Annotated in this window: 17 protein-coding genes; 13 read left to right on the forward strand and 4 right to left on the reverse strand. The window is 72.7% G+C overall.

What is annotated here, in order from left to right; genetic code table 11:
* Positions 1 to 265: 265 nt before the first annotated feature.
* From B124_RS14595 to B124_RS14610, 4 genes are all read left to right on the forward strand, one after another.
* Positions 266 to 1714 carry a multicopper oxidase family protein gene (locus tag B124_RS14595; RefSeq protein ID WP_496503241.1) on the forward strand — a complete coding sequence of 483 codons (1449 nt, stop codon included), beginning with the start codon at positions 266 to 268 and terminating at the stop codon, positions 1712 to 1714.
* Between the two features lie 215 nt (positions 1715 to 1929).
* Complete coding sequence (locus B124_RS14600) at positions 1930 to 2784, forward strand: universal stress protein (RefSeq protein WP_496503242.1); 855 nt, start codon at positions 1930 to 1932, stop codon at positions 2782 to 2784.
* 93 nt (positions 2785 to 2877) lie between these two features.
* On the forward strand, positions 2878 to 3975 hold the full coding sequence (locus tag B124_RS14605; protein WP_496503243.1) for a baeRF3 domain-containing protein: 1098 nt from the start codon (positions 2878 to 2880) through the stop codon (positions 3973 to 3975).
* A 129-nt stretch (positions 3976 to 4104) separates the two neighbouring features.
* Positions 4105 to 4677 (forward strand): dihydrofolate reductase family protein, encoded by a 573-nt coding sequence (locus tag B124_RS14610; RefSeq protein ID WP_496503244.1) that lies wholly within the window; start codon positions 4105 to 4107, stop codon positions 4675 to 4677.
* A gap of 94 nt (positions 4678 to 4771) precedes the next feature.
* On the opposite strand, the gene B124_RS14615 is transcribed toward B124_RS14610, so the two are convergent.
* A complete protein-coding gene (locus B124_RS14615; RefSeq protein ID WP_496503245.1) occupies positions 4772 to 5779 on the reverse strand; it encodes a DUF5937 family protein in 1008 nt (335 codons plus the stop codon).
* A gap of 63 nt (positions 5780 to 5842) precedes the next feature.
* Here B124_RS14615 and B124_RS14620 point away from each other — a divergent pair, with 63 nt between their 5' ends.
* The 6 genes from B124_RS14620 to B124_RS14645 all read left to right on the forward strand — a co-directional run bounded on the left by B124_RS14620 (position 5843) and on the right by B124_RS14645 (position 10103).
* The gene (locus B124_RS14620; protein WP_496503246.1) at positions 5843 to 6379 is read left to right on the forward strand and encodes a hypothetical protein; all 537 of its coding nucleotides are present in this window, start codon (positions 5843 to 5845) and stop codon (positions 6377 to 6379) included.
* Positions 6380 to 6445: 66 nt separating this feature from the next.
* Positions 6446 to 6865 (forward strand): hypothetical protein, encoded by a 420-nt coding sequence (locus B124_RS14625; protein WP_496503247.1) that lies wholly within the window; start codon positions 6446 to 6448, stop codon positions 6863 to 6865.
* Positions 6862 to 8133 carry a hypothetical protein gene (locus tag B124_RS14630; protein ID WP_496503248.1) on the forward strand — a complete coding sequence of 424 codons (1272 nt, stop codon included), beginning with the start codon at positions 6862 to 6864 and terminating at the stop codon, positions 8131 to 8133. Before B124_RS14625 ends, B124_RS14630 begins: the two co-directional genes overlap by 4 nt.
* A gap of 76 nt (positions 8134 to 8209) precedes the next feature.
* Complete coding sequence (locus B124_RS14635) at positions 8210 to 8581, forward strand: hypothetical protein (protein WP_496503249.1); 372 nt, start codon at positions 8210 to 8212, stop codon at positions 8579 to 8581.
* 104 nt (positions 8582 to 8685) lie between these two features.
* A complete protein-coding gene (locus B124_RS14640; protein WP_496503250.1) occupies positions 8686 to 8844 on the forward strand; it encodes a hypothetical protein in 159 nt (52 codons plus the stop codon).
* A gap of 800 nt (positions 8845 to 9644) precedes the next feature.
* Entirely contained in the window at positions 9645 to 10103 is a 459-nt protein-coding gene (locus B124_RS14645; RefSeq protein ID WP_496503251.1) for a GtrA domain-containing protein, read from the forward strand.
* A gap of 321 nt (positions 10104 to 10424) precedes the next feature.
* On the opposite strand, the gene katG is transcribed toward B124_RS14645, so the two are convergent.
* The 3 genes from katG to B124_RS14660 form a co-directional block, all read right to left on the reverse strand.
* Positions 10425 to 12653, reverse strand: a complete 2229-nt coding sequence (katG, locus tag B124_RS14650) for a catalase/peroxidase HPI (protein ID WP_496503252.1) — start codon at positions 12651 to 12653, stop codon at positions 10425 to 10427.
* Positions 12654 to 13007: 354 nt separating this feature from the next.
* Positions 13008 to 14093: a magnesium/cobalt transporter CorA gene (gene corA / locus B124_RS14655; RefSeq protein ID WP_496503253.1), complete on the reverse strand. Its 1086-nt coding sequence runs from the start codon at positions 14091 to 14093 to the stop codon at positions 13008 to 13010.
* Positions 14094 to 14205: 112 nt separating this feature from the next.
* Complete coding sequence (locus B124_RS14660; RefSeq protein ID WP_496503254.1) at positions 14206 to 15576, reverse strand: family 43 glycosylhydrolase; 1371 nt, start codon at positions 15574 to 15576, stop codon at positions 14206 to 14208.
* A 239-nt stretch (positions 15577 to 15815) separates the two neighbouring features.
* Here B124_RS14660 and B124_RS14665 point away from each other — a divergent pair, with 239 nt between their 5' ends.
* From B124_RS14665 to B124_RS14675, 3 genes are read left to right on the forward strand one after another with little or no spacing between them, the layout of a single operon-like run.
* Positions 15816 to 17018, forward strand: coding sequence for an ROK family protein (locus B124_RS14665; protein WP_496503255.1), 1203 nt, complete (start codon positions 15816 to 15818; stop codon positions 17016 to 17018).
* Positions 17019 to 17060: 42 nt separating this feature from the next.
* Positions 17061 to 17876 carry an ABC transporter permease gene (locus B124_RS14670; RefSeq protein WP_496503256.1) on the forward strand — a complete coding sequence of 272 codons (816 nt, stop codon included), beginning with the start codon at positions 17061 to 17063 and terminating at the stop codon, positions 17874 to 17876.
* Positions 17873 to 18652 (forward strand): ABC transporter ATP-binding protein, encoded by a 780-nt coding sequence (locus B124_RS14675; RefSeq protein ID WP_496503257.1) that lies wholly within the window; start codon positions 17873 to 17875, stop codon positions 18650 to 18652. The genes B124_RS14670 and B124_RS14675 overlap by 4 nt, the downstream gene beginning before the upstream one ends.
* Positions 18653 to 18702: the final 50 nt, after the last annotated feature.

Below are 18702 nucleotides of genomic sequence, written 5' to 3' on the forward strand. Positions count from 1 at the left end.
CGAGGTGCGAGTCGCTCACACCTCCAGCGCGGTCCGCACTGCTGCGGATCGCGCTGAACCCGTTGCGGGCCGGGGCCAACGGCTCCCGGCGCCGGCCCGCACCGGTGAGCGCACAGACTGTCCGCGGCCCGGGCGACACGGCCTCGCGACCGCCTGGACGTCACGTTCTCATCCTCACCCCCCCTGGATTTCCGCCCGTCACGGCGCTGTGGCGGGCGGAAATCCAGGGCGCACGCAGGTCACAGTTCTCAGGGAGGCAACTGTCATGGTGAGTCGGCGCAGGGTGCTCGCAGCGGGCATGGTCACGGCGAGCGCGGGAGTGACCGGGGCTGCGTTAGTGCCGCTGGCGACCACACCGGCCGGGGCACAGCCCGCCGGCGCGGGGGCGGCGGCGCCCGCGGCCACACCCTTCACCCAGCCCATGCCACTGCCCGCGGTGCTGTCGCCGGTGTCGACGGGCGGCGTGGACACCTACGTGATGACCATGCAGCCGGCGACCGCGGAGATACTCCCCGGCATCCAGTCGCAGGTGCTCACCTTCAACGGGAACTTCCCCGGCCCGCTGATCAAGGCGCGCCGCGGCCGGCCCGTCGTCATCGAGCAGCGCAACCGGCTCGACGTGCCCGCGTCGGTGCACCTGCACGGCGGCGAGGTGGAGGCGCAGCACGACGGCCAGCCGATGGAGACCATCGCCCCGGGCGAGGACCGTACGTACTACTACCCCAACACCCAGCCGCACGCCTCGCTCTGGTACCACGACCACGCCCACCACATCGAGTCCGAGAACGTCTACCGCGGGCTGTCCGGCCAGTACCTCCTCACCGACGAGGAGGAGGAGGCCCTGCCGCTGCCCACCGGGCAGTACGACCTGCCCATCGCCATCCGCGACGCCAACGTGGACGAGACCGGCCTGCACTACACGATGGGCGACCGGCTGCGCACCACGATGATCGCCAACGGCAAGGCGTACCCGTACGTGGAGGTCGCGGCCCGCAAGTACCGCATCCGCTTCCTCAACGCCTCCAACCAGCGCTTCATGCAACTGGGGCTGGAAGACGGCAGCGAAATGATCCAGATCGGCTCCGACGGCGGGCTGCTGCCCCGCCCGTACCCCACCGCCAGCATCCCGCTGTCCGCCGCCGAGCGCGCCGACGTCGTCATCGACTTCTCCCGCTACGCCGTCGGCAGCAGCGTCGTGCTGAAGAACACCGGCGGCTTCGGCGACCCCGAGCTCGTCGGCCAGGTACTGCGCTTCGACATCGTCCGCAGGGCGAAGGACAGCAGCAGCGTCCCCTCCGTGCTGCGCGAGCTGCCGCCGCTGCCGCAGCCGACCGCCGAGCGCACCATCACCCTGCGGATGGACGAGGACGGCCGGCCGGACCCGCAGGCGTACATAGACGAGAAGCTGTACGACCCGGCCCGGGTGGACCAGCAGATCCGCTTCGGCGCCAGCGAGGTCTGGACCGTCACCAACCTCAACCAGATCGCGTGGCACAACTTCCACATGCACCTCGTGCAGTTCCGCGTCCTGGAGCGGGGCGGCCAGCCCCCGGGCCCGGGCGAGGCGGGGCTGAAGGACACCGTCAACCTGCGCCCGAACGAGACGGTCAAGGTCCAGGCGACGTTCGACACCCACCAGGGCTCGTACGTCTACCACTGCCACATGCTCGACCACTCGGCGATGGGCATGATGGCCACCATGCGGATCGCCTGACAGCGTGTCCTGATGGCGTGTCCTGCCGGCGCGCGTCCCGGGGTACGCCCCGGGCCGCGCGCCGGTCCGTTTCCCGGGGTGGCGGCTCCGTACCCCGCTCACCCGACTGCGGGCGCAGCGCTGGTGCCTCCGGCGCGGGTGGCACAGGCTCGGGGAAGGACCCCGGGCGTGCGGCCCGCGGGGCGCGTGTGGCGCGGGAACGGAGTGTGGCTGGGATGGAGACTGCGCCGGTCGTCGTGGGCGTGGACGGTTCCGCGGCGGGCCTTGACGCGGTCGCGGTCGCCGCGTACGAGGCGAAGCTGCGCGGGTGCGCCCTGCGGGTGGTGCACGCGTTCCTCTGGCCGGCCTTCGGCGCCTACCCCGGCGCCGCCGCGATGCTCCCGGGTGACAGCGCGCTGCGCCAGGAGGCCGAGAAGGTCGTCACCGACGCCGTGGCACATGCCCGCGCGACGGAGCCGGACGTCAAGGCCAGCGGGGACGTCGTCACCGGCGAGGTGATGGAGGTCCTGGTCAAGGAGACCAAGAGCGCGCAGTTGGCGGTGGTCGCCGGCCGCGGGCTCAGCGCGTTCGCCCGGCTGCTCGTGGGCTCCACCGCGATCCACCTGTCCGCGTACGGCCACTGCCCCGTGCTCGTCGTACGGCCCGGCGGGCGCGGCGCCCGCGGTCCGGTGCTGCTGGCCGTCGACGGCTCGCGGGCCGGGGCCGCCGCCGTCGGCTTCGCCTTCGACGAGGCCGACCGGCGGAACGTCGGCCTCGTCGCCCTGCACGTATGGAGCGCCTGGACCTACCCGCGGCTGGACGACCCGGCCGCGGAGAGCAAGCAGGTGCTCGCCGGGGCGCTGGCGGCTGCCGAGAAGGCGCACCCGGGCGTACGGGTCGAGCGTACGGCCGTCGAGGGCTCGGCCCGCGAAGTGCTCATCGAGGCGAGCAGGGACGCCGGCCTCCTCGTCACCGGCGCCCGCGGTCGCGGCGGCTTCGCCGGGCTGCTCCTCGGCTCGGTCAGCCACGCACTCCTGCAGCACGCGCACTGCCCGGTCGCCGTCGTACGCGGCACGGGCGAGCGCCTCTGACCCGGCCCTGACCCCGCTCTGACCCCGCTCTGACCCGGCCTTGACCGCCCCGACCTCCGCCGCACCAACGGCCGATGGACCTGGAGAGGCACGATGGAAACCTCGCTCACCCCCACGGCGCTCGCGGAACTGCGCGAGCGCCGCCCGTACCCCGCCGTGTCGCTCACGCTGCCCACGCACCGGCGCACCCCCCACAACGCCGAGGACGGCGTACGGCTGCGCAACGTGCTGGCCGAGGCCGAGCGGCAGCTCGACCGCGACCCCGGCGTGACCCGCGCGGCCCGCGAGGAGGTCCGCAGGCAGCTCGCCGCGGCGGCCGACGAGACCGACCTCTCCCAGGCGCTGGACGGCCTCGTCGTCTTCGCCACGGTGGCCGAGCACCTCGTGTACGCCCTCCCGCGCACCGTCCCCGAACGGGTCGTGCTGGCCGACTCGTTCCTCACCCGCAACCTGGTGGCGGCCTACGCGGCGCAGCGCCCGTACTGGGTGCTCTCCCTGGCCGCCGACCGGGTCACCCTCTGGAGCGGCTCGGGCGAGCGCGTCACCCAGGCCGCCGTCAACGGCTTCCCCATGACCAGGAGCCTGGAGAACCCCGACGCGGAGCGCGAGGAGCGGATCGGGGACACGCCCAGCACGTTCCGCGACGAGGAGGTCCGCACCTTCCTGCGCGACGCTGACGCGGCGCTGCACGCCGTACTGCAGAAGGATCCGCGACCCCTCTACGCCACCGGTGAGGACGCCGCTCTGGCCCTCCTCGCCGACGCCGGCACCGCCGCCGCGACCGCCGTCCACGTCCCCCACGGCGGCCTGGCCCAGGGCCCCCCGGACGCGGTCTCCCGAGCCGTGGCCCCGGCCCGGCAGACCCAGGCGCGCGAGCACGCCGCCGCGGCCGTCGACGCCCTGGTCGACGCCCAGGGCCGCCGGGCCTTCGCGGGCGGCGTCGACGAGGTGTGGTCGAAGGTCTCCGACGGCCGCGTCCACCGCCTGGTCGTCGAGGAGGACTACCGCATCACCGTCCGCCCGGCCGACGGCGACCACCTGGTCCCCGCCGAGGACGACGACCCGCGGGCCCGCCACGACATCGTGGACGAGATCGTCGAGAAGGCGCTCGACACCGGCGCGGACGTCACGTTCGTCCCCGGCGACACCCTCGCGGACCACGGCCGCATCGCGGCGGTGCTGCGCTACTGAACCGGCTCCCGAATCTTTTCGCGCGGCCGGCGATGACTTCCGGCTGCCAGTGCCGTCGTAAAGGATGACCGCACACGGCGCGGGGGCCGCCCCCGCCGAAGCCCTCACAGGACCGGGAGTCATCAGCTCATGCGTACCCTGATCAGCACCGCTTTCGTCTCTCTCGACGGCGTCATGGAGGCGCCCGGCGGCGAGCCCGGCTACCGCAACTCCGGCTGGACCTTCAAGGAGGTCGAGTTCGTCCCCGAGGCGTACGAGCTCAAGGGCCGGGAGCAGGAGGAGGCCGGCGCTCTGATGATGGGCCGGCGCAGCTACGAGGCGTTCAGCCAGGTGTGGCCGGGTATGGAGGAGTTCGCCCGGTACAAGGAGCTGCCGAAGTACGTCGTCTCGACCACCCTCGCCGAGGACGGCCTCGTCACCGACTGGGGCGACATCACGATCCTGCGCTCCCTCGACGAGGTCGCCGCCCTGAAGGAGACCGAAGGCGGCCCCATCAGCGTGCACGGCAGCATCGCCCTCAACCACAGCCTCGCCGACGCCGGCCTCGTCGACCGCTACCACCTGCTGGTCTTCCCCCTGCTGCTGGGCGCGGGCAAGCGCCTGTACAGCGAGACCTCCAAGGACGCCCAGAAGCTGAAGCTGGTCGAGTACGAGGCGTACGCCAACGGCATCCAGAAGAACGTCTTCGACGTCATCCACTGACCCGCCCGGCTGATGCCCCACGGCCGGCACGGCCGCCCCTCGGCCCTCCGGCCCTCCGCCCCGCAGCCCCTCCGCCCCGCAGCCCCTCCGCCCGTCAGGCCAGCAGCGCTTCGCCCCGCCCCGTCCGCGCGTACAGCACGCTGCGCCCGGTGCGGTGGCCGCGCACCAGCCCCGCGGCGGCGAGCCGGTGGAGCTGGACCGAGACCCCGCCCGCGGCCAGCCCGGTGCGCCGGGCCAGCTCGTCGGTGGTGGCAGGGGTCTCCAGGAGCAGCAGCAGCCGCGCCCGGGTCGCGCCGAGCGCGGCGGCGAGATCGGGACGGGCGTCGGCCTCCGCCTCCCACAGCGCGCCGATGCCGCGGACCGGGTAGCGGACGACGGGCGTCCAGGGCTCGCTGGTCTTGAGCCACACGCGCGGCCAGGCGAACGCGGACGGTACGAGGACGAGCCCCCGTCCGTCGAGCACACGCCGGCGCGGGCCGGAGGCACCCGCCCGGTTCGCGACGGTGAGGGTGCCGGAACCGGCGTGCGCGTGCCAGGTCAGGTCGCGGTGGATGCCGCGGAACATCGCGGCGGGCCCGCGCTCCGTCAGCGTACGGGCCCGGTGGTGGACGTCGGACTCCAGCAGCCCGCGGACCCGGGGCCACGCGGGCGCGAGCGCACGCTGCCAGTAGGCCCGCAACTCCCGTACGGCCGCCGCCAGCTCGCGCCGCGGCGCCCGCAGCATCGGCGCCAGCGCCGGCGGCACCCCGTCCGGGAACACCCCGCGGAGATCCCGCCGCACCACGTCCGCCGGGGTGGCCGCCACCAGCCGCAGCTCGTCGTCGATGGTCGCCAGCGGCGAGGCGGGGGTGGGCGCGAGGAAGCCGGGGAGGTGGTCGCGGGGACCGGCGGTCAGCGCGCGGGTGCGCACCGCCCCCGGCGCCGCGGAGCGCAGCAGGGGGTCGTCCCGGTGGACGGTGAGCCAGGGCATGTGGATGGCGCGCGCGGCCGGCGCGTGCAGGGCGCGGATGCTCGCCAGCAGCTCCCAGGCGGGGGAGATCGCCCAGCGCAGGAGGCTCAGGTCGGCCGCGCCGAGGGTGAGGGTGATCGTCGTACGGGCCATGATCGATTCACTCTAGCGTGAATCAGTTGTGACCCGGCGGGACGGGTGCGGAAGCTGTCCGCCGTGACGAGCAAACACGTGACGAGCGATGTCGCGACGAGCGCGGACCCGGCGAGCGCGGACCCGACGAGCGCAGCCACGGCGACAGCGGCACGGAACGACGCCGAACGGGACCGGCGGCGGTATCTGACGGCGTCGGGAGTGGCCCTGTGGGGCGCCCAGATCGGGCAGGTGGTGATCCCGCTGGCGGCGGTGACGACACTCCACGCGGGCGCCGCGGCGACATCCGTGCTCAAGACCACCCTCACCCTGCCGTTCGTCGTGCTCGGCCTGCCGGTCGGCGCCTGGCTGGACCGCGTCCGCCGCCGCCCGGTGATGATCTCCGCGGACGCCGTACGCGCCCTGGCGCTGGCGACGGTGCCCGCGGCGTCAAAACTCGCGGCAACCCACCCGCCAGACCCGGGCAAGTCGCCCACGGGGGTCGACTTTCGCCCCGCGGCGCGCACCCCCCGTAGCCCGCTCGTGCCCCTCGGCGTGGTGCAGGCGACGCGCCCCCCCCGAGCGCGGCTGTCCCGAGGATGGGGGACGACCCGGCGCTGAGGTGGGAACACCGCCTGGCGTGAGCCGAGCCCGGGTTCACCGCCGCCGACTCCCTGTGCAGGTCCGGTGAAGAAGATCCGGGTGTCCTGGACGGGGTCGCGGGCGGCGGCGACATTACTCGGCATGTCGTCCTCAGACTCGACCAGAGAGCGCGGAGAGAAGCACGTTCCTCCGGCTCCGGTCATCGTGGCGATCGTCTATGCCGGGCTCTGGGCCGTCGTGTTCGTCGGGTTCGGGATCGGGCTGGCGGTCGCTGCCGGCGAGCCGGTCGCCGCGCTGTTCGCCCTTCTCGGGCTGCTGCCGGGCGCGGCGGCTCTGGGGCTGTGGCAGGGCAATCGCGGGGCCCGGACGGTGGCGATCCTCTTCTTCGGGGTGGTGCTCGGGGTGCTGCTGCTCTCCGTGCCCAGGTCGTCCCGTGCCTGGTTCACGCCGGAGCTCTACCCGGATGACCTGGGGACGGCTGCCGAAGAAGGAGATGGCACGTGAGGCGCTGCTTCACCCGCGAGACCCGCCAGGCGCGGCGTGCCGCGCTTCGCGCGGGGGCCCGGTTGCGGCGCGGCGTGGTGTGGGGGACGGCGGCCGTGCTGCTGGCGAGCGGATGTGGCAGCGGCGGCGAGGACGAGGGTGCCGGGCGCTGGCGGCTGGACTACGTCAGTACGTCCCGGGAAGCGAGCGTGCACAGCCTTGCCGCCGCGTCCCCCGAGGAGGGCTGGGCGGTGGCCTCGCAGGTGGGCGACGACGGCGCCAGCCACGCCTACCTGCTGCACCGCGACGGCGGCGACTGGCGGCGCGCCGAGATGCCGGCGCTGCTGCGCCCGGACAAGGGCGCGGGGCTGGCCGCCGCCGTGCTGGAGGCGTCCGGTCCCGAGGACGTGTGGCTGTTCGGCGAGTTGGGGTCCGAGGACGTCGGGGCACAAGGGCTGCCGGGGGCGGCGCGCTTCGACGGCAGGCGGTGGCACAGGACGTCGGTGGACTTCAGCGTGCGGGATGTGGCCGTACTCGCGCCCGACGACGTGTGGGCGCTGGATTCGTCGACGCCCGAACCCGTCGCGCACCACTGGGACGGCCGGCGGTGGAGCAGCCATCGGCTGCCCGCCGAGGGCTACTTCGACTCGCTGTCGGCGAGCGGTCCGGACGATGTGTGGGCAGCGGGCCGGCTCGGTCACCCGTCGGACGACGACGTGCCGCAGCCGGGGCTCGTGCACTTCGACGGCGACGAGTGGCGGTCGGTGCCCGCCCCCGAGTACCGCCACGCCGACCCGAAGCCGCAGGAGGAGGCCCGGCTGATGGAGATCGTCGCCCTCTCCCCGAAGCAGGCGTGGGCGTTCGGCTCGCACAGCTACGCCGACGAGTCCGGCCCCGATGTCCACCACACGGCGTTCGCGCTGCGCTGGGACGGCTCGCGCTGGCGGAAGGCGCCGAAGGCCCTGGACACCTCGGGCAGGAAGACGCCGCCCCAGTCGGCCATGCGGGGGGCCGGGGACGGCGCGGGCGGGTTCGTCCTGGGCAGCGCCTTCGGCAGCGAGCAGCACCGCACCGCCGACGGCGGGCTGCACATGATCAAGGACCCGGAACCGGTCGCGGGCCGCTCCGGCGAGAGCACCGAAGAACCCCAGCACTTCGAGGTCTACGACCTTCAGCTCGTACCCGGCACCCGGGAGGTCTGGGCCGTCGGCGCCGTCGGCACCGGCCGGCTCCACGGTGATGACATGTCCTTCTCCCGCGGCGTGGTCGCGTCGTACCGCACCGGCTGAAGGCCGGGCGCGTTCGCCGCTTATGGCTGGACGCTCTGGGGCTGCCGGGGTTTGTCCATGAGGGATGATCCCCCGTATGGACAGAGTCGTTGATCTCGACGAGGCGGCTGCCGCGCTGGCGAAGCGAGTCGGGTGCTGGAGGTCGGCCGGCCTTGCGGTTGGAGAGATGACCTGGAGGGATGGGGAGGCTGAGTGGCCCCAGCCGTTGGAGACCGACAGGGCTCGGGTGAATGATCCCGATTCGCTCGGCCTGGTTGTCTCGAGTCTGGCAGGGGCTGAGCTGTCGGTAGTCCTGCTGCGTGGTGGCTGGGCCGATGTGGACTTTTTCGACGGCCTGGACGACGCCGGTTCCCTCCCTGCCTCGGACATCGAATCAGCAGCGGACTTCGCAGCCAGGATGGACCGGTGGATCGTGCGAGTCTTCGGCGACCTCGGCAGCGTTCGGTGAGGGCCGGTCCATCGCAGTGCAGCTGATCGGCTGTTGCGCGGCGTGAGCGCAGGTGGCGGCGAGACAGAGGAGTCGGTCCCGGTCCCGATGGCGTTGCCCTCCCGATGTGCTCCAACAACCAGCGCACCGGCCACCTGGGGGCGAAGAACGCGCACGTCACCGCGGACTCGGCGAGCCCCGCGGCCAAGCTGGTCCTGGACATCCGGAGCGGAAGCACGGCCTGGACCCGGGACAGCATCACGGCCATGACCGGGTGGTACTAGGTGACGTGTCCAGGCACGCAGGTCGTGCCCCACGGCGTGGTGCAGGCGACGCGCGCCTGAGCGCGGCTGTCCCGAGTCCGAGCGCCGGCGTCGCGCTGTGCCCGGCAAGTTCGCGCCGTGCGCGTCAAAGGGGTCGCTGCCCACGGCGGACGTGCCGGCTACGGTCGCGGGCGAGCGCCCCGGCGGGGCCTCGATCTGCGGAGTTGCGCCTGGGGCCTGCCGGGTGGTCGCCGCCTCCCTGCTGGTCCCCGCGGGGATCGCCACCGAGAACGACATCACGATCAACGACGTCTGGGACTACCTCGCCCACGATGAGTGGGAGGTGGCCCTGCGCAAGTCGCACCGAGGAACGCTCGCCGGGCCCCAGGGTGGGGGTGAACTCGACCCACAGGAGTGCAATGCTGAGGTGGTCCTCACCAGTTGGAGTGCGATTTCCGATGTTCCACATCGGCCGCAGAACACCAGCCCCTCGATCCCTCGCAGTGGCGACACCTCCAGCCCGGCCAAACGATCACGATGCACGAAGACCGGACCATCGGTGGCGCGGCTGTCATCCTGGAAGTCCAGGGGCCCATGGCCACGTCCGCCCCATAGAACCTGCCGCTCCTGGCTCCTGCCGTTGGTGCAGAGAAGGTCGACGGTGTCGATACCGGTACTGCGGGGTGGCACCAGCCCTCAGGGGTGAAGGGGGGGTAACCCCTACCAAGGACGGGGGGAACCCCGATCGTGCCGGGGCCGGATGATCCGTAGCTTCGTGGGTGTTACCGCAGAAGCGGTGCACACCGACCTCGGAGGACCCCGTGATTCAGCTCCCCAGCCGCCCGGCCGTCGCGGCGTTCGCCCGGTTCGTGGTCTGCGGTGGCGGTGTCGGACTGGCCTCCAGCGGTGCGCTCGTGCTGCTCGACGGGACCATGCCGATGATGGTCGCCAACGCGCTGATCACCGTGGTCTCGACGGTGCTGGCCACCGAGCTGCACGGCCGGGTGTCGTTCCGCAGCGAGCGCGGCGGCTGGCGCGTACACCTGCAGTCGGCGCTGACGGTGGCCGTTTCCTACGCCTTCACCACCGCCGCGCTGCTGGTGCTGCACGCGATGCAGGCGGACCCCTCGGTCGTCACCGAGCAGGCCGTCTACCTCTCCGCCTCGGCCCTGGCGGGCATAGGCCGCTTCGCGGTCCTCCAAGCGGTGGTCTTCGCCGACTCCCGCCGCGTCCGCCGCACCCCGCGGCTGGCCAGGACCGCGGTGACGATCGCCGCGTAGCACTCCGCGAGTGCACTCCACGGGGACCAGCTGCCGATGCCGTGTGCGCACACCGCTGTGGTCCGGGGCCGCACGGCCTCAGCCGCGCCCGTGGCCGCCGCCGCGAGCAGCTTCCTCTCGGGCCCCTCCGGACAGGACCGGGTGGTCTTCTCGACCACCGTCCGGCCCCATGACAGGTGGGTGATCCTCGGTGAGCGCTCCATCGCGGTCCTTCGGGCCGTTGGCGGATGAGCAGCCTCATCGTAGGGGACAGGGCGCCCGGCAAAGCCGCCGGGCCGGCCCTCACGGGAAGGGGCCGGCCCGGTCGGGGTCAGGTCGGGGTCAGTTGAGGTCGAAGCGGTCCAGGGTCATGACCTTGTCCCACGCCGCGACGAAGTCGTGTACGAACTTCTCCTTCGCGTCGTCGCTCCCGTAGACCTCCGCCACCGCGCGCAGCTCCGAGTTCGAGCCGAAGACCAGGTCCGCGCGGGTGCCCGTCCACTTGACCTCGCCGGCCTGGTCGCGGCCCTCGAAGAGCTGGCCTTCGCCGTCGACCGACTTCCACGTGGTGCTCATGTCGAGCAGGTTGACGAAGAAGTCGTTCGTCAGCGTGCCCGGGGCCGTGGTGAAGGCGCCGTGGGCGGACTGCTGGTGGTTGGCGCCCAGGACGCGCAGGCCGCCGACGAGGACCGTCATCTCCGGGGCGCTCAGGGCGAGGAGGTTGGCGCGGTCGAGGAGCAGGTACTCGGCGGGGAGCTGGCCGTCCTTGGCCAGGTAGTTGCGGAAGCCGTCCGCGGTCGGCTCCAGCGCGGCGAACGACTCGGCGTCGGTCTGCTCCTCGGTGGCGTCCGTACGGCCCGGGGTGAACGGGACCTGGACCTCGACGCCGGCGTCCTTGGCCGCCTTCTCGACGCCCGCGGCGCCGGCGAGGACGATCAGGTCGGCCAGCGAGATCCGCTTGCCGCCGGACTGCGCCGCGTTGAACTCCTCCTGCACGCCCTCAAGGGTGCGCAGCACCCGCGCCAGGCGGGCGGGCTCGTTGACGTCCCAGCCCACCTGCGGCTGGAGGCGGATACGGGCGCCGTTGGCGCCGCCGCGCCTGTCGCTGTCGCGGTACGTGGACGCCGACGCCCACGCCGTGGAGACCAGCTCGGACACCGACAGGCCGGACGCCAGCACCCGGGTCTTCAGCGACGCGACGTCCGCCGCGTCGACCAGCTCGTGCGTGACCTCCGGCACCGGGTCCTGCCAGATGAGGTCCTCGGCCGGCACCTCCGGGCCGAGGTAGCGGGCCTTCGGGCCCATGTCGCGGTGGGTCAGCTTGAACCAGGCGCGGGCGAAGACCTCCGCGAACTCCGCGGGGTTGTCCTTGAAGCGCCGCGAGATCTGCTCGTACGCGGGGTCGAAGCGCAGCGACAGGTCCGTCGTCAGCATCCTCGGCTCGTGCCGCTTCGACGGGTCGTGGGCGTCGGGCACGGTGCCCGCGCCGGCGCCGTCCTTCGGCCGCCACTGGTTGGCGCCCGCGGGGCTCTTGAACAGCTCCCACTCGTAGCCGAAGAGGATCTCGAAGAAGCTGTTGTCCCAGGCGGTGGGGGTGTCGGTCCAGGTGACCTCGAGGCCGCTGGTGATCGCGTCGCCGGCCTTGCCGCTGCCGTGACTGCTGGCCCAGCCCAGGCCCATGGCCTCCATCGGGGCGCCCTCGGGGGCGGGGCCGACGGCCTCGGCGGGGCCGTTGCCGTGGGTCTTGCCGAAGGTGTGGCCGCCGGCGATGAGGGCGACGGTCTCCTCGTCGTTCATCGCCATCCGGCGGAAGGTCTCACGGATGTCGCGGGCCGCGGCGAGCGGGTCGGGGTTGCCGTTGGGGCCCTCGGGGTTGACGTAGATGAGGCCCATCTGCACGGCGCCGAGCGGGTTCTCCAGCTCGCGGTCGCCGCTGTAGCGGTTGTCCCCGAGCCACTCGCTCTCGGGGCCCCAGTAGACGTCCTCCTCGGCCTCCCAGACGTCCGCGCGACCGCCGGCGAAGCCGAAGGTCTCCAAGCCCATCGACTCCAGCGCGACGTTGCCGGAGAGGATCAGCAGGTCGGCCCAGGACAGGTTCCGGCCGTACTTCTGCTTCACCGGCCACAGCACGCGGCGGGCCTTGTCGAGGTTGCCGTTGTCCGGCCAGCTGTTCAGCGGCGCGAAGCGCTGCTGGCCGGCGCCAGCGCCGCCGCGGCCGTCGTGGATGCGGTACGTACCGGCGCTGTGCCACGCCATCCGGACGATCAGCGGGCCGTAGTGGCCGAAGTCGGCCGGCCACCAGTCCTGCGAGGTGGTCAGCGCCTCGGCGATGTCCCGCTTGACCGCGGCCAGGTCCAGGCTCTGGAACGCCTCGGCGTAGTCGAAGTCCTCGCCGAGGGGGTTGGCGGCGGGGTGGTGCTTGGCGAGGATCTTCACGTTCAGGCGCTCGGGCCACCACTGGCGGTTGTCGCCGCCCTGGGTCGGGTGCGGGGCGCGGGCGTGCGCGACGGGGCAGCCTGCCGCCTCCTCCGGGGTGGTGTCGTGGACGTGTGCTTCAGGCTTGTCGGCCATGAAAATCCTTCCGGACCATGCGGTTGAGGGTGCGGTGCTCGGCTACCGCGGGGCGGAGGAAGCACGGAAGTGCCGGGGCAGGCGCCGACGCACCCGGCGGCGTGGCCGGTCTGCGCCTGGACGCGACCCACGAACCGGACTCCGGGCAGTCGTGCGGTTCGCAGCGGCGGCGTACGGGCATGTCGGAGTCTTCGTCTCCTGCCGTACGAGGTCTTCCTGCTTCCTGTGGCTCTCGCCGTCTCCGATCCTACGGTGGACAGATTCTAAGTCAAGAAGGACGCCAACTTCGTATCGGATCGGAGTGGCGGGCACCCGCTGGATCCGGACAGCCGTCCCCCGCGGCGCGTACGGGCGTCAGAGCCAGCCGTTGCGGCGGAAGCCCCGGTGCACCACGGCGCACGCCACCGCGATGACCAGCAGCGTCGCCGGATACCCGTAGGTCCAGCCCAGCTCCGGCATGTGCGCGAAGTTCATCCCGTACACCCCGCACACCATCGTCGGGATCGCGATGATCGCCGCCCATGCCGTGATCTTCCGCATGTCCTCGTTCTGCGCCACGGTCACCTGCGCCAGATGCGCCTGGAGGATGGAGTCCAGCAGCGCGTCGTACGACGTGATCTGATCGGTGATCCGCTGCAGGTGGTCGGCCACGTCCCGGAAGTACGCCCGTATGCCCGGCGCGATGTGCGGCATGGGGCTGGTGGCGAGGCGCTGCAGCGGCCGGTCCAGCGGGGCGACGGCCCGGCGCAGCTCCAGCAGCTCGCGCTTGAGCTGGTAGATCCGGCCGGCGTCGCCGCGGCGGGCGTGCTCGCTGAAGACGCCGGACTCCACGTCGTCGATGTCGCGCTGCACCGCGTCGGTCACCGCGAGGTAGTCGTCGACGACGTGGTCGGCTATCGCGTGCAGCACGGCCGCCGGGCCCTGGGCGAGCTGCGCGGGCGACGACTCCAGCGCCTCGCGCAGCGGACCCAGCGAGCCGTGCGGCCCGTGCCGGATGGTGATCACGAAGTCGGGTCCGGCGAAGACCATCAGCTCGCCGGTGTCGACCACCTCGCTGGTCGCGGTCAGCTCCGCGTGCTCGACGTAGCGCACGGTCTTGAAGACGGCGAAGAGCGTGTCGTCGTACTGCTCGACCTTGGGCCGCTGGTGCGCGTGCACCGCGTCCTCGACCGCCAGCGGATGCAGCCCGAAGAGGTCGGCGAGGCCGGCGAACTCCTCCTGCCGCGGCTCGTGCAGCCCGATCCACACGAAGCCCTCCCCGCGCCTGCGCACCTGCCGCAGCGCCTCTGCGGCCGGGCAACTGCCCTGCTGCAGGCGCGCGCCGTCCAGATACGAGACGCAGTTCACCACCGCGCTGCCGAGCGGGGAGCGGGCGTGGTGGCTCAGGTCGACGGTGCGCCGGGGTGCCCTGCGCACCACGTGGCGGAGGCTTTTGATCATCGACACTGCGGGCTCCTTCGGCGGACCGGTGGCCAGTCTGCCACCGGTCCGCCGCGCGCCGGGCGGTGTCGCGGCGATCAACGCGGGCCGGCAGGGGAGTGGGGGAGCGCGGTCAGTCCGCGGCCGTACGCCCCCGGCGGCGCTGCACGTAGATGCGCCCGTCGGGTCCGCCGGTCCACTCCAGGCGTACGACGCCGGGGACGGCGGCGTCGGCGAGGCGGACGGGGTCGGCCCAGTAGCCGAAGTTGGGGTTGCGGAAGAACGTCGCCCACAACCGGCCGTCCGCGTCGGCGAAGAAGTTGTTGTGCCCGGTGCTCACGCCCGCGGTCCAGCGTCTGGAGTACGGGCCCTCGAAGCGGTCGGCGACCGCCACCACCGCGTCGTACTGGTACTGCACGCGGCCGGTGGCGCGCGGCTCGTACGCGTGCCGCGTGCTGCCGTACGCGTCGAGCGAGGCCCGGTCCCACGCGGCGTGCACCAGGAAGTACCTCCCCTCGTGTTTGAAGACGTACGCGCCCTCCAGATACGGCTCGGGGGAGTAGCGCGACTGCTCGAAGCGCGGCAGCGCGGTCGCCGGGACGATGTCCTCCATGTCGTCGCGGAACTTCGCGTACAGGTCGTTGTGGAGGACCAGCCAGGCCTCGTCGCCCTCGCTGTAGAGGCTGCCGTCGATGTGGTGGTACGCGCCGGGCTCGATGAACGCCGGGCCGCCGCTGACAGGATCGCCGAAGGGCTTGTCGAGATTGCCCTCGATCACCCGGTACGGACCCTCCACCCCGCCCTCGCTCACCAGCATGAACGAGCCGACCAGGCGCGAGTGGTCGCCCATGCAGGCCACGATGTACCAGGTGCCGCGGAAGTAGTGCACCTCCGGCGCCCAGACGTTGGCGCGCTTGCCGAACTCGTCGTCGTGCCAGTACTCCTGCCACGGCGCGACGACGGTACGCCCCGGCCGGTTCTCGCCGGTGAACTCAGGCGACCACACCTTGCCCTTCTCCGCGCCCGGCCGGATGCCGGTGGTGTCGGCCAGCCGCCACGGCCCGTTCAGGTCGGGGGCCGTCCACACGAAGATCCCGTCGTTGTACGGGCCCGCGGTCTCCAGCCCGGGGACGCGGGTGGTGCCGGTGGCGACGTACAGCGGACGGCCGTCGACCTCGAAGCAGTTGACGTACGTGTCGCGCATCCACACCACGCCGCGCTCCGCGTCGCGGGGGCGCAGCTCCAGCGGCAGCACGAAGGAGTTGTCCTCGCGCGGCCACAGGTCGGCGCGGGTGTCGGCGAGCCCGTACGGTTCGAGGTCGGGCCAGTTCCCCGCGGCGCCCGTCCCGCCCGCGGGCGCGTCCGCGGACGCGGGATCCGCCGCGGACGCGGGAGATACAGCGGACGCCGGTACGGGCGCCAGCGCCGCCGCCGCTCCCACGGAGCCGGCGCCGGCCAGCAGGGACCGCCGGCCGATGGACGAACCGCTCGCTGAGTGGGTCATCTTCACTCGTCCTCTCTCGTCGTGGCGCGCCCAGGATGCGAACGTCCCAAGATTTTCGTCAACAGGTCGGAAAAATAATCCGGTCGGACCGGGCACACCCCCGGGACCGGGCCCCGGGTCATCGCCGCAGGTCACGCGAGAACCATCGGGCGGCAACTCCGACGGAGTTCTGTGACGGGAGTCTTGCGGCCGTGTGTTTCTTTTTTCCGACCTGTTGACGAAAAACTCGGGGCGTCTCCATGCTGTCGGCCATGCACCCCTCCGCCGGCCCCCTCTCCCGCCTCCGCCGCGAGCACGAAGAGCTCGTGCTCTCCCTGCTGCGCAAGCACGGCCCCCTCAGCCGCGGCGAACTCGGGACCCGCTGCGGGCTCTCCCGCACCACGCTCTACGACATCGTCGGCGACCTCGTCGCCAGCGGCGCCGTCGTCGCCGCCGCGCCGCTGGCCGAGGAGCGGCGGCGCGGCCGGCCCGTGGAGAAGCTGTCCCTCAACCCCGACGCCGGGCAGGCCCTCGGCATCGACTTCGCCCGCCGCGCCGTCCACGTCGCCGCCGTCAACGTCGCCCACGAGATCGTCGGCTCCGCCAGCGAACAGCACGCCCCCGACCTGCCCTGGGAGGAGCGCGTACGGCTCGCCGAACGCCTCGTGGGCACCCTGACCGGCGGCGCCCTGCGCCTCGGCGCGCTCGACGCCGTCGGCGTCGGCGTCGTCGGCCCCATCGGCGCCCCCGGCGACCTCACCGCCGGCGGCCGGCGCCTGGACGTGCTGTCCGATCTGCTGCGCAAGAGCTTCGGCGTGCCTGTCCTGCTGGACAACAACACCCGCCTCGCGGCGCTCGCCGAAGCCACCTGGGGCGCCGCCGCCGACGACGCCGACGTCCTCTACCTGCGCGTCTCACACGGCGTCGGCGGCGGCCTCATCGTCGGCGGCTCGCTGCACCGCGGCGCCTTCGGGCTCTCCGGCGAACTCGGCCACGTCACCGCCGTGCCGAACGGCGCCCCCTGCGAGTGCGGCGGCGCGGGCTGTCTGGAGACCGTGGCCTCCGTCGGCGCCGTACTCGACGCCTACCGCGCCGTCGGCGGCCGGGCCGAGGGCCTCGCCGACTTCACCGCCGCGCTGTCCGCCGACGACCCCGCGGCCCGCGCCGTGCTGGCCGTCGCCGGCGCCCACATCGGCACCGTACTCGCCGCCGTCTGCAACGCGATCGGCCCCGGCGTGATCGTCATCGGCGGCGAACTCGCCCGCACCGGCGAGGCGCTCACCGGCCCCGTGGAGAAGGCCCTCGGCGCGCACATCATGCCCGCCTCCCGCGACCGCGTGGTGCTGCGCCCCGCGACCCTCGGCGCCACCGGCGGCGCGCTCGGCGCCATCGCCCTGGTGCTCCACGAATCCCCCCTGCTCTCCCACTACCCCGCAGACGCCGGTCCCCAGGACGACGCGTGAGACGCACGCGTGAGAGGCAGGCGTGAGACGAATGAGGTGCGTATGGCCGTGATCACCACACCCCGCAAGCGGGCCGCCCAGCCCCGCACGCGCCGCAGCACCGAGCGGCGCGGCCGGGTCCGCTCCCTCGTGCTGAACCTCATCGCGCTGGCCGTGGGCGTGGCCGTCTGGGCGGTGCTGGCCGCCCTCAACGTCGAGAGCCTGCCGGGGCCGCTCGCCGTCGCCCGGAAGGCGGGTGACCTGATCGCCGACGGCACCCTGGCCGACGACCTGCTCGCCAGCCTGCGCCGCGTCTTCACCGGTTTCGCGCTCGGCACCGCGCTGGCGATACCCGTCGGCTTCCTCATGGGCTGGTACCCCACGGCCCGCGGGCTGCTGGAGCCGTACGTGCAGTTCTTCCGCACCATCCCGCCGCTGGCGCTCATCCCGCTGGCGATCGTGCTCATGGGCATCGGCGAGACGCCGAAGGTCTTCGTCATCTTCCTGGCGGCGTTCCTGAGCTGCGTCGTCGCCGCCTTCCAGGGCGTGGTCGACGTCGACCGCACCCTCATCAACGCCGCCCGGGTCCTCGGCGCCTCCGACCGCGTTATCTTCCTGAAGGTCGTGATCCCCGCGTCGACCCCGTTCATCCTCGTCGGCATGCGCATCGGCCTCGGCGCCGCCTGGGCCACCGTGGTGGCCGCGGAGCTGATCGCCGCCCAGGAGGGCCTGGGCTTCCGCATGCAGCACGCCCAGACCTACTACGACCTCGACACCATCTTCGTGGGACTGATCACCATCGGCGTGCTCGGCCTGGTCATGGACCGGCTGCTGCTGCTCGCCGAGCGGCGTCTCACCGGCTGGCAGGAGCGCCGATGACCGAGAGAATCTCCTTCCGGGACGTCGTGAAGACCTTCCCGATGAAGGGCACCGGCTTCACCGCCCTGGACGGGGTGTCCCTGGACATCGCCGACCGCGAGTTCGTCACCGTCGTCGGCCCCTCGGGCTGCGGCAAGAGCACCCTGCTCAACATGGCCGCGGGGCTCGCCGAGCCCACCTCGGGCGAGGTCCTGGTCGACGGCGGGCCCGTCACCGGCCCTGGCCCCGACCGGGGGGTGATCTTCCAGCAGTACGCCCTCTTCCCGTGGCTGACGGTGCGCCAGAACGTCGAGTTCGGGCTGCGGCTCGCCGGTCTGGCGGCCGGCGAGCGCAGGAAGCGGGCCGGCCACGCCATCGAACTCGTCGGCCTCACCGACTTCGCCGACGCGCTGCCCAAGACGCTGTCCGGCGGCATGAAGCAGCGCTGCGCCATCGCCCGGGCGTACGCGGTCAACCCGCAGGTGCTGCTGATGGACGAGCCGTTCGGGGCGCTGGACGCGCTGACCCGGGTGCAGTTGCAGGACCAGCTCCTGGACACCTGGAGCCAGGACAAGCGCACCGTCATGTTCATCACACACGACGTCGACGAGGCGGTCTACCTGGCCAGCCGGGTGGTGGTGATGGCCGCCCGCCCCGGGCGGATCCACCGCGTCGTGGACGTCGCGCTGCCCTATCCCCGTACCGAGGAGATCCGGCTGTCGCCCGAGTTCGGCCGGATACGCAACGAGGTCTGGCACTCCGTCTACCACCAGGGCCCCGCCCCGGCCGCCGCCTGACCCCGTACCCCCGAACACCTCTACGTCTCCACAGACTTCAGCACACCCGA

Source organism: Streptomyces sp. CNP082 (assembly GCF_059570535.1).

What these genes read in the sequence shown, in the direction of transcription:
- B124_RS14595 (WP_496503241.1), top strand. Translation starts at nt 266, where the DNA reads ATGGTGAGTCGGCGCAGGGTGCTCGCAGCGGGCATGGTCACGGCGAGC.
- B124_RS14600 (WP_496503242.1), top strand. Translation starts at nt 1,930, where the DNA reads ATGGAGACTGCGCCGGTCGTCGTGGGCGTGGACGGTTCCGCGGCGGGC.
- B124_RS14605 (WP_496503243.1), top strand. Translation starts at nt 2,878, where the DNA reads ATGGAAACCTCGCTCACCCCCACGGCGCTCGCGGAACTGCGCGAGCGC.
- B124_RS14610 (WP_496503244.1), top strand. Translation starts at nt 4,105, where the DNA reads ATGCGTACCCTGATCAGCACCGCTTTCGTCTCTCTCGACGGCGTCATG.
- B124_RS14615 (WP_496503245.1), bottom strand. Translation starts at nt 5,779, where the DNA reads ATGGCCCGTACGACGATCACCCTCACCCTCGGCGCGGCCGACCTGAGC.
- B124_RS14635 (WP_496503249.1), top strand. Translation starts at nt 8,210, where the DNA reads ATGGACAGAGTCGTTGATCTCGACGAGGCGGCTGCCGCGCTGGCGAAG.
- B124_RS14640 (WP_496503250.1), top strand. Translation starts at nt 8,686, where the DNA reads ATGTGCTCCAACAACCAGCGCACCGGCCACCTGGGGGCGAAGAACGCG.
- katG (WP_496503252.1), bottom strand. Translation starts at nt 12,653, where the DNA reads ATGGCCGACAAGCCTGAAGCACACGTCCACGACACCACCCCGGAGGAG.
- corA (WP_496503253.1), bottom strand. Translation starts at nt 14,093, where the DNA reads ATGATCAAAAGCCTCCGCCACGTGGTGCGCAGGGCACCCCGGCGCACC.
- B124_RS14660 (WP_496503254.1), bottom strand. Translation starts at nt 15,576, where the DNA reads ATGACCCACTCAGCGAGCGGTTCGTCCATCGGCCGGCGGTCCCTGCTG.
- B124_RS14665 (WP_496503255.1), top strand. Translation starts at nt 15,816, where the DNA reads ATGCTGTCGGCCATGCACCCCTCCGCCGGCCCCCTCTCCCGCCTCCGC.
- B124_RS14670 (WP_496503256.1), top strand. Translation starts at nt 17,061, where the DNA reads ATGGCCGTGATCACCACACCCCGCAAGCGGGCCGCCCAGCCCCGCACG.
- B124_RS14675 (WP_496503257.1), top strand. Translation starts at nt 17,873, where the DNA reads ATGACCGAGAGAATCTCCTTCCGGGACGTCGTGAAGACCTTCCCGATG.